Source organism: Pseudomonas khavaziana, assembly GCF_019145205.1.
GTDB lineage: Bacteria > Pseudomonadota > Gammaproteobacteria > Pseudomonadales > Pseudomonadaceae > Aquipseudomonas > Aquipseudomonas khavaziana.
The window spans coordinates 24,418-39,225 of record NZ_JAHSTT010000021.1 but is presented as its reverse complement, the minus strand read 5'-3'; the positions used below and the strand labels follow the sequence as shown (position 1 = coordinate 39,225).

The following is a 14,808-nucleotide window of genomic DNA, read 5'->3' as shown; positions in this document are numbered from 1 at the left end:
TGCCCCCGTAGTGCACGCCATGTTTGACCTTGCGGACCTAGGTAAATGACTTGACCGGACGGATATCGTTGCCGCTCTCTTTAGATTGACTAGACAAGCGATACTTGCATAACAATCGGTGCGCTTACAATATTCATGTGAGCTGCTCGCGTGAGTAATTAATCGCTCACACACCAAGCCCAGTAGCCCTGCTATCTTTCAAGTCATTAAATTTTGTCTGAGATTATAAATATGAAATATTAATTTCAGCCCCCTCCATTTGATACTTTCTGATTACTTAGCACTCAAGCCTTCCAGTCAAAATACGACCCATCCACCGAAAATATGAGTTGATGGAATAACTTGCCACCACTGCCCTCCCTTCGTCATATCATCGCCAAAACCTGGCATTTCATTGTCCGATACCCCATTACAAATCCAAACGCTATACTGAGGAGTCCCATTACCGCTTTCTCCAAAGGCTCGATCGGGCATCACACCATCGCTATCTGTGTAGCCAGAACTCTCTTGACCGTCAAGAACGGAACAGATCTTCACACCTGACACGCCATTACCCTGTTCATCTTTCACCTTCACACCCAGATAATAAGCCCACCTGGTTTTTGAAGGAAACCACGCGATCGCATCCCATCTATGCTTATATTCTACTATGCGTATTTTTTTTCCTTTGATGGAAATACTATCACTATAAGCTATATCACCTTCGAGGGACTGATACTGCCCCTTTGGGGTAATTTCCAACCTGACTTCATAGCCCGCATAACTGGAATCAGGCGTCCAGTTTAAATTTTTTGCCGCTTCCGCTACCGGTGCTATCCAGCTGTTAGCATTCTTATACTTCCATTGATACTTTGACGCATCTGTACCGGTGCCGTTGCCTTCATAGTTGTATGTTGCCCCTAATGGTGAATTTGCATTGCCCGTACCAACTACCTTTATATTGCTGACAACCGGCTTTTTGTAGATGGTAATACTATTACTGTAGACCATATCGCCTTCAAGCGACTGATTCTGCCCCTTAGGGGTTATCTCTAACCTGACCTGATAACCCGCATAAGTGGAGTCCGGCGTCCAGTTTATATTTTTTGCTGCTGCAGCTACGGGCGCAATCCAGTCATTACCATTCTTATATTTCCACTGATACTTCGAAGCATCTGTGCCGGTGCCGTTGCCTTCATAAGTATATGTTGCATCCAATGACGAGTTCGCCTCGCCGGTCCCGACTACCTGCACATTACTGACAACCGGCTTTTCGTAGATGGTAATACTATTACTGTAGGCTATATCGCCTTCAAGCGACTGATTCTGCCCCTTAGGGGTTATCTCTAACCTGACCTGGTAACCGGCATAAGTGGAATCCGGCGTCCAGTTTATATTTTTTGCCGCCGCAGCTACGGGCGCAATCCAGTGATTATCGTTCTCGAACTTCCACTGATATCTTGAAGCATCTGTACCGGTGCCGTTGCCTTCATATTTATATGTTGCCCCCAATGACGAATTCGCCTCCCCTGTCCCAACTATCTGCACATTACTGACAACCGGCTTTGCCGTCAGGGTGACAGTCGTGTTCAACCCACCCATTCTCGCCCCACCCACCATCACACCAATACTCGCTGCGCCGGCCATGCTCGACTTCAAGTCAGCACTGTAGGTGCCGTCCTGGTTATCAATCGTGGACCCAACGGTTCCGACTGTGGTGCTAAATACTACGGTCTGGCCTTTCATGGCTTGGCCGAGGCTATCTTTGAGAGTCAGCTTAAGCCTAGAAGCCGTAACGCCATCGGCCGGGATGCTGCTCGGTGTTGCGACCAACTCCGATTGAGCCTCTGCCGGAGGCAATGCCGTCAGGGTGACAGTCGTGTTCAACCCACCCATTCTCGCCCCACCCACCATCACACCAATACTCGCTGCGCCGGCCATGCTCGACTTCAAGTCAGCACTATAGGTGCCGTCATGGTTATCAATCGTGGACCCAACGGTTCCGACTGTGGTGCTAAATACTACGGTCTGGCCTTTCATGGCTTGGCCGAGGCTATCTTTGAGAGTCAGCTTAAGCCTAGAAGCCGTAACGCCATCGGCCGGGATGCTGCTCGGTGTTGCGACCAACTCCGATTGAGCCTCTGCCGGAGGCAATGCCGTCAGGGTGACAGTCGTGTTCAACCCACCCATTCTCGCCCCACCCACCATCACACCAATACTCGCTGCGCCGGCCATGCTCGACTTCAAGTCAGCACTATAGGTGCCGTCATGGTTATCAATCGTGGACCCAACGGTTCCGACTGTGGTGCTAAATACTACGGTCTGGCCTTTCATGGCTTGGCCGAGGCTATCTTTGAGAGTCAGCTTAAGCCTAGAAGCCGTAACGCCATCGGCCGGGATGCTGCTCGGTGTTGCGACCAACTCCGATTGAGCCTCTGCCGGAGGCAATGCCGTCAGGGTGACAGTCGTGTTCAACCCACCCATTCTCGCCCCACCCACCATCACACCAATACTCGCTGCGCCGGCCATGCTCGACTTCAAGTCAGCACTATAGGTGCCGTCATGGTTATCAATCGTGGACCCAACGGTTCCGACTGTGGTGCTAAATACTACGGTCTGGCCTTTCATGGCTTGGCCGAGGCTATCTTTGAGAGTCAGCTTAAGCCTAGAAGCCGTAACGCCATCGGCCGGGATGCTGCTCGGTGTTGCGACCAACTCCGATTGAGCCTCTGCCGGAGGCAATGCCGTCAGGGTGACAGTCGTGTTCAACCCACCCATTCTCGCCCCACCCACCATCACACCAATACTCGCTGCGCCGGCCATGCTCGACTTCAAGTCAGCACTATAGGTGCCGTCATGGTTATCAATCGTGGACCCAACGGTTCCGACTGTGGTGCTAAATACTACGGTCTGGCCTTTCATGGCTTGGCCGAGGCTATCTTTGAGAGTCAGCTTAAGCCTAGAAGCCGTAACGCCATCGGCCGGGATGCTGCTCGGTGTTGCGACCAACTCCGATTGAGCCTCTGCCGGAGGCAATGCCGTCAGGGTGACAGTCGTGTTCAACCCACCCATTCTCGCCCCACCCACCATCACACCAATACTCGCTGCGCCGGCCATGCTCGACTTCAAGTCAGCACTATAGGTGCCGTCATGGTTATCAATCGTGGACCCAACGGTTCCGACTGTGGTGCTAAATACTACGGTCTGGCCTTTCATGGCTTGGCCGAGGCTATCTTTGAGAGTCAGCTTAAGCCTAGAAGCCGTAACGCCATCGGCCGGGATGCTGCTCGGTGTTGCGACCAACTCCGATTGAGCCTCTGCCGGAGGCAATGCCGTCAGGGTGACAGTCGTGTTCAACCCACCCATTCTCGCCCCACCCACCATCACACCAATACTCGCTGCGCCGGCCATGCTCGACTTCAAGTCAGCACTATAGGTGCCGTCATGGTTATCAATCGTGGACCCAACGGTTCCGACTGTGGTGCTAAATACTACGGTCTGGCCTTTCATGGCTTGGCCGAGGCTATCTTTGAGAGTCAGCTTAAGCCTAGAAGCCGTAACGCCATCGGCCGGGATGCTGCTCGGTGTTGCGACCAACTCCGATTGAGCCTCTGCCGGAGGCAATGCCGTCAGGGTGACAGTCGTGTTCAACCCACCCATTCTCGCCCCACCCACCATCACACCAATACTCGCTGCGCCGGCCATGCTCGACTTCAAGTCAGCACTATAGGTGCCGTCATGGTTATCAATCGTGGACCCAACGGTTCCGACTGTGGTGCTAAATACTACGGTCTGGCCTTTCATGGCTTGGCCGAGGCTATCTTTGAGAGTCAGCTTAAGCCTAGAAGCCGTAACGCCATCGGCCGGGATGCTGCTCGGTGTTGCGACCAACTCCGATTGAGCCTCTGCCGGAGGCAATGCCGTCAGGGTGACAGTCGTGTTCAACCCACCCATTCTCGCCCCACCCACCATCACACCAATACTCGCTGCGCCGGCCATGCTCGACTTCAAGTCAGCACTATAGGTGCCGTCATGGTTATCAATCGTGGACCCAACGGTTCCGACTGTGGTGCTAAATACTACGGTCTGGCCTTTCATGGCTTGGCCGAGGCTATCTTTGAGAGTCAGCTTAAGCCTAGAAGCCGTAACGCCATCGGCCGGGATGCTGCTCGGTGTTGCGACCAACTCCGATTGAGCCTCTGCCGGAGGCAATGCCGTCAGGGTGACAGTCGTGTTCAACCCACCCATTCTCGCCCCACCCACCATCACACCAATACTCGCTGCGCCGGCCATGCTCGACTTCAAGTCAGCACTATAGGTGCCGTCATGGTTATCAATCGTGGACCCAACGGTTCCGACTGTGGTGCTAAATACTACGGTCTGGCCTTTCATGGCTTGGCCGAGGCTATCTTTGAGAGTCAGCTTAAGCCTAGAAGCCGTAACGCCATCGGCCGGGATGCTGCTCGGTGTTGCGACCAACTCCGATTGAGCCTCTGCCGGAGGCAATGCCGTCAGGGTGACAGTCGTGTTCAACCCACCCATTCTCGCCCCACCCACCATCACACCAATACTCGCTGCGCCGGCCATGCTCGACTTCAAGTCAGCACTATAGGTGCCGTCATGGTTATCAATCGTGGACCCAACGGTTCCGACTGTGGTGCTAAATACTACGGTCTGGCCTTTCATGGCTTGGCCGAGGCTATCTTTGAGAGTCAGCTTAAGCCTAGAAGCCGTAACGCCATCGGCCGGGATGCTGCTCGGTGTTGCGACCAACTCCGATTGAGCCTCTGCCGGAGGCAATGCCGTCAGGGTGACAGTCGCAGCTACAGCAGCAGCATTGGTCCCGTTCAACTGAGGCATGACAGAGACCTTCCCTGCACGCATTCCGCTAAGTTCGGCGCTGTAGATACCGGCTGTGCTGGCCTTGGTCGCCGAGACCACAATACTGCCTGACGCGATAGCAAGACCGTCCGACGGGGATACTTTCCACGCGATGTGGCTGACATCCAGCCCAGAGACCGGCAAACCATTACCATTAATGGCAGAAAGAGTCAGAATCGAGTGCGTCTTGCCATCCGCGGGAATCGTTTCCGGAGTAACTTGCAGAGTGGACTTTGTCGCATCAAGCGCAGGCATTGTCAGTTGCACTATAGCTGAAGATAGCTTCACATTGCCGGCCATAGGGACCACTGTTACCGAGCCTTTGCGCGTCCCGGCCGTCACCACCACTTCATATACACCCGCACTTTTAATCACCGGAGCAGATATCGTAGCAGCGTTCAACGGTGAAACATTAAATTTAATATCTGATACAGGAATACTCAATGGCTGTGCCTGAGAATTCTTAATGGACAGCGTCAGCACACGCTTACTCTTGCCGTCCGCTTTTATTGTACTTTGCGCCGGAATGAAGGTGCTGTGCTGGAGATTGACTAACGGCGCCTGTACCGTTACTTGCGTCTCGCGCGCGCGTGATCGATTGCCCTTTCTGTCCACAGCCACACCACTTATGGTGTAAGTATTTACACCCTGCGGCAAAGCATGGTAAGGCGGCAGCACCACACTGTACGCCCCCCCCCCTTGATCTACAATATTTCCGCCGGCGGCTCGCAGAGAGGAGACCGACCATTCGACAGCGGCCAGCCCATACTTGCTGCTTACTGAAACATCTAATGATTTATGCTCTCCTGAGAACCCGGTCACTGAGCTGGCTGTATACAGGCTCAGGATTTTTTCATGGCGATAGTCGAGCACTATATTGTTATTGCGATCAACTAAATCAAAACGACTGCCCACCAAACTACGCATCGCAGTAATCGCCTTAGGATCAATCTGCTTGCTCCACGTTACGCCGGGCCGATAAGTGATATCCATGCCAAACTGGGCTTCGTTTCTTCCAGACTGCCCCAGTCGCCGCTTCACATTAAAGGTAAGTAACGGGATAGGAGTGTAGTTTACACCGGCGGTAATGGATCTCGGATTATGCTGTCGATTGTCCGAACCAAACAACCCCACCTCACCCCCGTAGTATTGCTCATACGTCAGCCCCCCCCCCAACTGCGGCAAGGAAGGAAACCACGCCTTGGCGCGGATATCCCATCCGTTGGCCGGGCGCTCTCGGTAGTCGGCAAGATCAGGAGAGCTCCTCCATCCGGTCAGACGCTCGTAAACGTTGGCGCTGAGCTTAAGCGAGTCTCGCCAATACTCAACCCCCAAACCTAAACGAGCATTGCGGTAGGACATATCGTAGTCAATAAAGAAATTTTGCCCCAACATGTAGGCGGGAGTGAAATGCCGTCGCCCGATACCAAGATTGCCCTGAGTGCGCTCGTTAGTACGGTGCACGCTCGCCTGCATAAACGTAAGAGTGTTACCCTGATTATAAAAAGGATGTAAAAAGTCTAGTTGATAATTTCTGGGCGAAAAGTGTCGATCTATATCCACTTGCACGCGAGCCGTGCCGAAGCGGCCTAACCACTGTTGCAACTGGTTACCAACTTCACCAACCACCACACTACGAGTCATGGAGGCAACAGCATCCCCTTTCGTTGAACTGGACATCAAAGTACCCGCTTGGGAGGCGATCCCCGCAAGCTTTTTTGATTGCGCCTCAACCGCCATTTTTTGCGCCTGCGAGTCGTTACCCCCGCCTTCGAAGGACGGCAGAAGTGGCCGAGGTGCCAGTGGCACATCCAATTCTTCTCCGGCTTGCAGATGATCAAAACCATGAGCAAACAGGCGGAATTGATTGAGCTGGCGCAACGCTTCAAGGGACATGTTGTATGCTTTGGCGACGGACACCGCAGTTTCACCGGACTGAAGAGTGTAAATCCGGCTGCGCGCAACTTTCTGTTTCACAGAGGCTTTAGGGGCATGAATGCTGTAAATGCTCTCGGCAACTGCAGGAGGCACAACAACCGTCGACATGAAAATAAATTGCATGCAAACGTTTATCCACGCTAACGAGCGCAAACGAGGGAGAAAAAGAAAATTCGACACAATGACCACACCACCAAACAAACGAATCAAAAGCAATCAATACGAAATCCAATCACGCACAAAATATAGCTTCAAAACTTCGACATATACAATTACCTCAGGAAAACGCTATAATTGACATCTAGATGATCGCGCCACGCAAAGTTTAAATCCGCACGGACGGGGAAGCTTTCAAAATTTATATTGCAATTTGCCAACAACACAAAGACTAGACTGACACTTAGCTAGTTAAATCTGAAGAATCTCACCCGGCAATACTTTCTTCCTCGTATCGGCCACGCAATGCGAAAGCATTATTACCTTCAGTTACCCAGCACCAATCAACAGAATAAAAAAACTAAATTCGAAAATCTGTAGGAAATTTCTCATTGGCCGCACGAAAACTCTAACCTCATCCGCACTAAAGCGTAGCGGGCGAGGTTACTTCCACTCTTCATCCCTGCCTGAGTTTTAAGGGTTCGCAATCCGACGCAGGAGCCTGCCGCACAAAGTCCATTTCGGTCATATGCGCTAGTGTGGTGTTTCAGAAGCACCACTAAGGATAGTCTGAAGCAGGCCTCTATTTTTCGACTGCTGAGCCATAGGTGCTTTCAAAAAACGGCAGCCGTTCAAAATCGACCATGCCTGCCGCCTATTCCATCCAATTTTGCCACTGCACGCCCCCCCCCCCCGGTGTCAGGGTAGTTGTCGTGCCCCCCGCTCTTTGAACAGCATTCAGGGGGCGGGAGGAATATGGTCATGCCGTTTTACTCAGAAGAGCGTAAGCTGCGCTGCTGAAAATGATGCTTCCGCCCCTGAGCCTCTGCGGCGAAGGTCGCCCGGCGTGAAGGTTGCAGCGATATATCTCGCCATTATTGGCGCAAACAAGCTGCCGCCAGAGGAACGCAATTGTCCGATACCAAGCAAACGGCCAAAAATTGGTCAGCCGAATCCAAGCTGGCGATCATCATAGAAGCAGGTTCGCTATCGGAACTAGAAATCGGTGAGTACTGCCGACGAAAAGGTATTTTTCCCGAGCAAATAACCGATTGGCGCAACGCTTTTATTGCCGGCAGCACAAAACAGTCAACCCCGAAAATTCCTGGACGGTCAACACGATGGCTTCGTCGGTGGCCTCGACAGATATTTTAAACCGTTCAGATTCGAGGCGCTTGAGCCAAAGGCAGAAGCCGTTGCGCTCCCAATATAGGATTTTCACTCAGGTACGGTGGCGATTCAGAAAAACAAAAAGCACCGGGTCGAATACCGCGACTTTGATATCCAGCTCGACCAGGGCGGTGAGGCCGTCCATGGATTTTCGAAAATCCACCGGTTTGGGGTAGAGATAGACTTTTTCGGCTTTGGCGTCGGGTCGTATCATGGTGTGCTGGTTCCTGAAAGAATCGGGACCACAGCATCAGGCTTTAATTTCGGGATTGGAATGTGGGGATCATGGCTCCCTTACCTTTTTCTTGGTCGAACTTGACGCATGAATCAGCGTGGCATCGACGATGGTGCTTTATCGCAGCGACAAGCCGCGGTGGCCCATATAGCCATTGATCACGCCGAGAATACCAGCGACCAACCCTTGCTTTTCCAGCAGGCGACGGAAGTTAAGGATGGTAGTTTCATCTGGGATCCGCTCCAGGCCCAGACCGGAAAACTGGCGCAAGAACGTCGTCTCGTACAGCGCTTCTTCCATCGCAGGATCGCTTAACCGAACCAGTTCAGCTGAGATAAACCCGCAACCCCGACAACAAAGGATAGGCCGGACGACCACCATCGCCCTTCGGGTAATGAGGTTCGATCAACCCCTTCCAGGTACGACCCGATCCATCTCGATCAGGCACAACTCCTTGCGAGTCTGCTTGCACTTACCAGCGAACTAGGCATCGGTGAAGGTCATTTGCTTCAGTGAAAAGCTCGGCGATCGATGTCCGGAGATTTCGCCAAATCAGGAAGTCTTTTTCAGGATTTCTTCAGGGATACTTTGAATTTTTTTCTAATAAATTGAGCATATCTTTAAAAGATATAAAGTCAAGGCCAGACCTGAACGAAAGATCGGCGTGCATGGAAGCTGCATCAAGTTCCCGAAGCTCATATGTTGGCTTGCCATTTATGATCTCGGCATTACTGGTCTTAACGACTTCCGCATCTTTTAAATATTTTCTCACATAGCCGGTGAATGCATCTCTATCGCTAAACACTATCTCGCCGGTATTAGGGTCATAAAATTGATACCTTTTGCTCCCTTGATTAATATTAAATCCCACGCTCATGGCATGCCCACTCTTTGATGCGTTACCTGGGGTTATTATTTGAAAATATTTCTGGGAGGTTGCATTGTCGGCCGACGTTAATTTATTCGCAATCTCATCGGGAGAAAACTTTATCACAACTCCCCCATCTTTGAACTCATTAACATACTGCCCCGAACGGCCGACCTTTCTTTCAATGTGCAGGGCATCAATATTACGCATATAGCTGTTGATTTTATTTTTGTTAGAAATATCTGCAGTGCGAATGAAATTTATATTTTTATAGAAGTCGTCTGATTTTCCAGCCGCAAAACTGCATAATGAAATAATAGTCAATGGAAAGCAACGACCCTCTCTATTTATACCAAATCGTTGGGCGGACACAAATAGTGCGCCTTGCGACAGATTATGTGATGAAAGAATCTTAGTTTTGAAACTTTTTCCAATTTTATTCATGATGGTATCGGCTTTATTTTCGAGATACTGCGCATGGCGGTGCTCAATATATTTTTTTAAAGCTCCAAGTTGTTCGTTAGATAACTTGGCCTTATTATCAATAAAACTCGCCATCAACTTAAATATATCGTACTTGAGATGGCCCGGAAGTTTTTCAGCAACATCATTTTGCAAAACACCGGGATTGGAAACCGCATCATATCCACGTTTAAACTCATCAGAAATACCGGGCTTTAGCTCAAGGGCGTTTGATGAGCGTTGATAGTCTTCGTGCACTTTCTTGTTTTTTATGGATACTTGTATGTTTTGCTGCTCCGAAACAAAGTCGCTAAATACGTTAAGCTCACGTTTCGCAACTTTTTCAGAGGGGGCGTTTTTAATTTTTCTTATGATTTTGTTGATTTTTTCACTTACTTCTTTTAAACCCCTTGCTCCAAGTTTAGTCAACATTTCTATGCTTGGACCACCAACAATTTCAAAAACGATCCCCCAGCATGCTTCCTGTATATACTCCTCAGCGTGATCTTTGTTATTTGACAGTTGTGCTTGGATTATACCGGCGAGGGACTCTATCAAAGCTGCGATTCCTGCCCCTTTCATGCCTAGAGGCACCGAGGCTATACGCATCCCCCATTTTAGAATTTCAAGACCATGTAGAAGGTATTGCTCTCCAGCGGAAACAGTCATTAAATCGACGTCCCTATAGATTTTATCCGTTATATGTTTAAGCAGAATATTTTCAATTCCATTTGTTTTATCTGTCCAGGCATGAAAAATGGGATCCATATTAGGGGCGCCATAGATAGGCTTGAAAAGCGAGTTCGAAATCTCCCCATGATATCCTTTAAGAATTTCGGTTTTCAGCGATTCATTTAAATGATGCATGATATTTTGATCAGTTTCAGTTTCAACGGCCTTAAATTGTGGGTTGATACTATAAAGTTTTACTTTTCTACTGTTATTAGTATGTGGAATAACAAACATACCGGCCACAAGCCGCCCCTTGTACATGACGGGTTTGGCTCTGCTAAGTTTTTCAGCCATCTCATTTTTTGAGATATCTTCTTCACTATTGACACTAATAGCCAGCTCAACCCTTGCTCTTATTTTCATTGCATGCGCACGCACCAGCTCACTGTTCGTCAACTTTTTTATAATTTTATCCGTAGTTTCACTCCAAAATTTTGCTGCTTTGAGTTTGGTTTTTAACGTCTCAGGATAATTGCTGGGAAATGAGTAATCTTTTTCTCTTAAAGCATTTGCTGAACTAATAATCGAACCCTCACGTGCTTTTAAAATACCCTCTGCCTGCCCGGTAACCAATTGCTTGGGCGTTACAATAGTCCAGTCGTTACTTGTTTTGTATTTTATACCAATATCATTTATGAGGATATTGTCGTAGGAAATGCCGCCGCCATAGCCAGAGTACAAATAACGCAAATATTTTTCCAAGATATCCTCTGCCGAATCACATAAGGCAAAATCAAACTCACTAATGACTGAGTCTCTTTCCGGTGAACCAGGAAGATAGAAATGGTCGGGCTCTTGCTTTGCGTAGCCGTAGTATACTCGACGTCTAAAACGTGATAACTTCGATAAATCAACTATCTCTGACTGGTAGTCTGCAGCTGACTCGTTATTTACGGGCAGATAATAACCTGAAGCATTCCTCTGCTCTGACTTAGGCGCAGGCTGCACTGATTGGTCTTCTCGTTTCTGTATTCTAACCTTTCTACGCTGCTCTTCCTTCACTCCAAGCACTATTTGCCTCATATACGAGCGCTTAGGAAGACGGTTTTGAGGGCTTTCCTTAATTGCATTAACGTTGTCCTCTGACAAATATATCCCAAAATCTATTCCATTCTCCTTGAATGTATACAGGCTCTCGCCTATTTCAGCTATACGAGCTGGATCGTTCGCACTTGTCATACCATCTTCGCGATATTTTTCGCGAATAGCTGGTTTAACCGTCGCTGCAATCCCCACTCCTGCTACAGCACCGACTAGTATTGGAAGAGCCAACTTTAGATACTTTTTCAAATTGCTACTGTCTTGATTTCGCAGCATAGAATGAGAAAAATACGCACCCGACTGCGGCAAAGTTAGCGTCCGCTGACGACTTTCCTTATTGCCGCCTGATGCCTTCATACGTGGCTTACAACTCAACGAGCCTTCTTCAAAACAAAATAGAAACAAGGCTGATAATAGCGTGGCGGATGCAGCCCCAACAGCGCCCCCTGTTGCTAACTGCTCTGTAGATAAATCCCTTTCTATCAAGAACAGACCCAGGGCCTTGTCCTCCGGTACTAGCTCCACTTCTTTTGTGCAAAACTGCATCAGTTGTTTTTTTGTCCAGTGAACTGCATCAACCAGCCTATCTGACGCCTCATTCCTCAGCATCGTAGCTAGCTCACATCTGACAGCTACCACGTTTGGTTTCTTGCTTTTTGCCAATTTCGCTAGGACCTCCGTAGCAAACGTTATGGTAGATCCAATATCTGTCAAGGTGAATTGTATTGTCGGGGAGTTCAGTATCGCTGTCATTTTCTGCAACTGCGCTAACATAATTTCAGCAGAAGATACACCTTCTTGCACTAGCGTTTTTCGAACTTCTGTAAGTAGATTTTCTTGTACGGCTAGGAGTTGAGGGATTGAATCTGCCGATAATTCCTTACGCTGTCGTTCGTTTCTCAGATGATCTAAGCTGTTTTGTACCAGGAACAACTCGTTTGTTAATCGATTCCTAATTTCATCGCCTTGAGATTCCAGAGCGGCTTTCATTGCGTCCAGCTCGACTTGTAACAAACTTATCTTATCGGGGCGCTCTCCGCACTTCTGTTGTACGACGCTTAATTTTTCATATAGGGATGTAATAGACTTCTGGCGAAACTCCATTGTTTCAGGAGATACATCTTTTGGACTATTGTGTAAAATGTCGATAAGTATCCCGCTTTGCTGCTGAAACTCACTTCGAAGTTTTTTTCTATCATCTCGATCGATATCGAGAATTTCTTTCCATGCTTCAGCAATTGCGGGGATGTATGGCAATAGACTCGCTATTTTATGCAGAAAAGATGAACCGCCAGCGTATGACTTCAACGCGTCACTGAGCGGCTCCAGCAATTGTCTGGCCTGAACTGCGTCCTCCTGCTGTATTGCATGTTTCACTTCAAGTATAATCCTAGGCTCCAATACGGTGTACATCAGAATTTTGTCAATAGCGGATAGCTTTTGTGGGTCTGCCTCTGCATATGCGTTCAACCATTCCGCGGTGTTTCCTTTCCAATTAACTGAAACATGATTGCCGCCGAAGCTTTTTATCACAACAGCCAGGGTCGCGAGCAACGTTTCAACTGTGGCGTTTTGATAATCAGATGGACTATTTTTTATATCATCTCGTATGAACGAGAAGACGTCGCGATATAACCTGACCGGATCACTGAGCGACTGCCCGGCTGAATAGGCGCTTTCCCAGAAGTCGTGTCCTTTTTTCACGACAAACCAAGTAGCCCTCGCTGCATCGGTGGCCAAACCAAAAGTCTTTTCCAGCACCGCAAGACCCATATTTTTTACTACCATCAGCGATTTGCGGGTATCAACGAACTTTAACGCTTCCCAGCCTTTTTCGACGGCGCCAGGTGTTGTCATCAGCCCCCCTAACTGGGATAGCGTAGTATTGTCTTTTAGTAAAGAACCCAAAACCCCGAGATTGTCATTTAAACAGATATCTGCTTGCGTAAATATTTCTGAAAGCCCCGGGATTTTTGTCAATGCCGTCACCTGCTCCCATATTGGGCCGTGCGTCGGGAAATGAAGGAGGGGTTGTACGTATTGCAGGAGGTATTTTTGCGCGTATTCAGCTTCCTCTGCATCGTACTTAAGTATTTCCATTAGCCAACGGCTATCTGCCGTTGCAAGCACTTCTCGCAAAGAATGGTTATTGAATGCTATTTTCAACCACTGCAGGCAGCCCATTTTATCCTCGATTCCCGGCCATGCTGGCAATCTTTCCACATGTAGCCTTCCGGACTGTACAGCATCGGATATTTTTTCTCCCATCCTAAACAGCAAAGATAGCTGTTCTGGCAAAATATTCTCCAAGAGAGATCGAAGCAAGTCTTGGTCTGTTATTTTCTCGCTATTCCATTTTTGAAACTGTGAGCCCAGCTCTAGCAACGGCATCATGACGGAGCAGATCGGTGACAGCTCAGTAATTACCGCCAACTTCTGCAACGGTTCTTTAAGGTCGCTTAAATCAGGTGATGTTAGCCCTTTGTGCAATATATCTGCTAAATCGCAGAGAATATCGGCCGCCCTCAAAATCGAGGAATCTGGACAGATATCCTTAAGGCTGGTCCGGGCAACATTTATGGCATCTCTAAGTTCCATCGAAAGGTTAGCTAGGTTACTGTGCTCGCCGATTAATACTGTGCGTATTTCTCGAATTAACTTAATTACTGGCACAAATGTTTCGGTTGTATTTTTATTCATCCTTGTCAGCTTCAGTGCTGTTTCAAGCAGAAGCTCGAGAGACGCCTGTAGCACACAGTCTTTCAGAATATTTTTCTGGTGCGGCCCGATCGCGTCTTGAAAGCCCAGTTTAAAGAAATCTACCTGCGACGCGGTTGAACTGAGAACGGGCTCCGTCATGCCTTTCCTGCCCATGTCGACACTTTGAGTCAGCCTATGCAATGACGACATAGCCGAACGCACCTCTCCAAGGCCATTCGTTGTCGGTGAGAGGTTCGCTCCATGCGCTTTTGTGTTGTTATCATTTAGGGTAGCTATGTCCGCTCGTGCGTTCACTGTTTTTTTGGTGGTGTCTAGTTGGTCGGCATAAAGCATCAATCGTCTCCAAGTTAAGATTTAACATAGAAAAATCGGAAAGTAGGCGCGCCCATGCGCTGAGTATAGAAGAGCCTACTTAACTTGAAAATTATAAACTCTAAATTCGACCAAAGGACCAGGCACTAATCGTCGTGCTTTTCGGTAATGGCGCCGACGCAGAGTACGCTGGCAGGCGCAAAAAAATACTCGCAAGAAATCTTTTCCAAATCGAGGTGGATCTGGTGGTGCGATGGATAGGTACAATCGCCCTGCTTGAGTTCTAGCATCCGTAGAACGAAGGTGGCCGTCC

At 48.9% G+C, this 14,808-nt stretch carries 3 protein-coding genes and 1 pseudogene; all 4 read right to left on the bottom strand.

Annotation, left to right across the window (positions count from 1 at the left end):
• Positions 1 to 297: 297 nt before the first annotated feature.
• The 4 genes and pseudogenes from KVH01_RS28530 to KVH01_RS28510 all read right to left on the bottom strand — a co-directional run bounded on the left by KVH01_RS28530 (position 298) and on the right by KVH01_RS28510 (position 14,516).
• On the bottom strand, positions 298 to 6,921 hold the full coding sequence (locus KVH01_RS28530; protein ID WP_217883703.1) for an invasin domain 3-containing protein: 6,624 nt from the start codon (positions 6,919 to 6,921) through the stop codon (positions 298 to 300).
• Between the two features lie 1,099 nt (positions 6,922 to 8,020).
• Positions 8,021 to 8,338: pseudogene (tnpB, locus tag KVH01_RS30205) on the bottom strand (IS66 family insertion sequence element accessory protein TnpB).
• A 138-nt stretch (positions 8,339 to 8,476) separates the two neighbouring features.
• Positions 8,477 to 8,740 carry a transposase gene (locus KVH01_RS28515; RefSeq protein ID WP_264083799.1) on the bottom strand — a complete coding sequence of 88 codons (264 nt, stop codon included), beginning with the start codon at positions 8,738 to 8,740 and terminating at the stop codon, positions 8,477 to 8,479.
• Positions 8,741 to 8,936: 196 nt separating this feature from the next.
• Complete coding sequence (locus KVH01_RS28510; RefSeq protein WP_217883701.1) at positions 8,937 to 14,516, bottom strand: hypothetical protein; 5,580 nt, start codon at positions 14,514 to 14,516, stop codon at positions 8,937 to 8,939.
• Positions 14,517 to 14,808 lie beyond the last annotated feature (292 nt).

Bases quoted from the DNA above. Each gene is read 5' to 3' on its own strand.
- KVH01_RS28510 (WP_217883701.1), bottom strand. From the start codon at position 14,516: ATGCTTTATGCCGACCAACTAGACACCACCAAAAAAACAGTGAACGCA.
- KVH01_RS28515 (WP_264083799.1), bottom strand. From the start codon at position 8,740: ATGGTGGTCGTCCGGCCTATCCTTTGTTGTCGGGGTTGCGGGTTTATC.
- KVH01_RS28530 (WP_217883703.1), bottom strand. From the start codon at position 6,921: ATGCAATTTATTTTCATGTCGACGGTTGTTGTGCCTCCTGCAGTTGCC.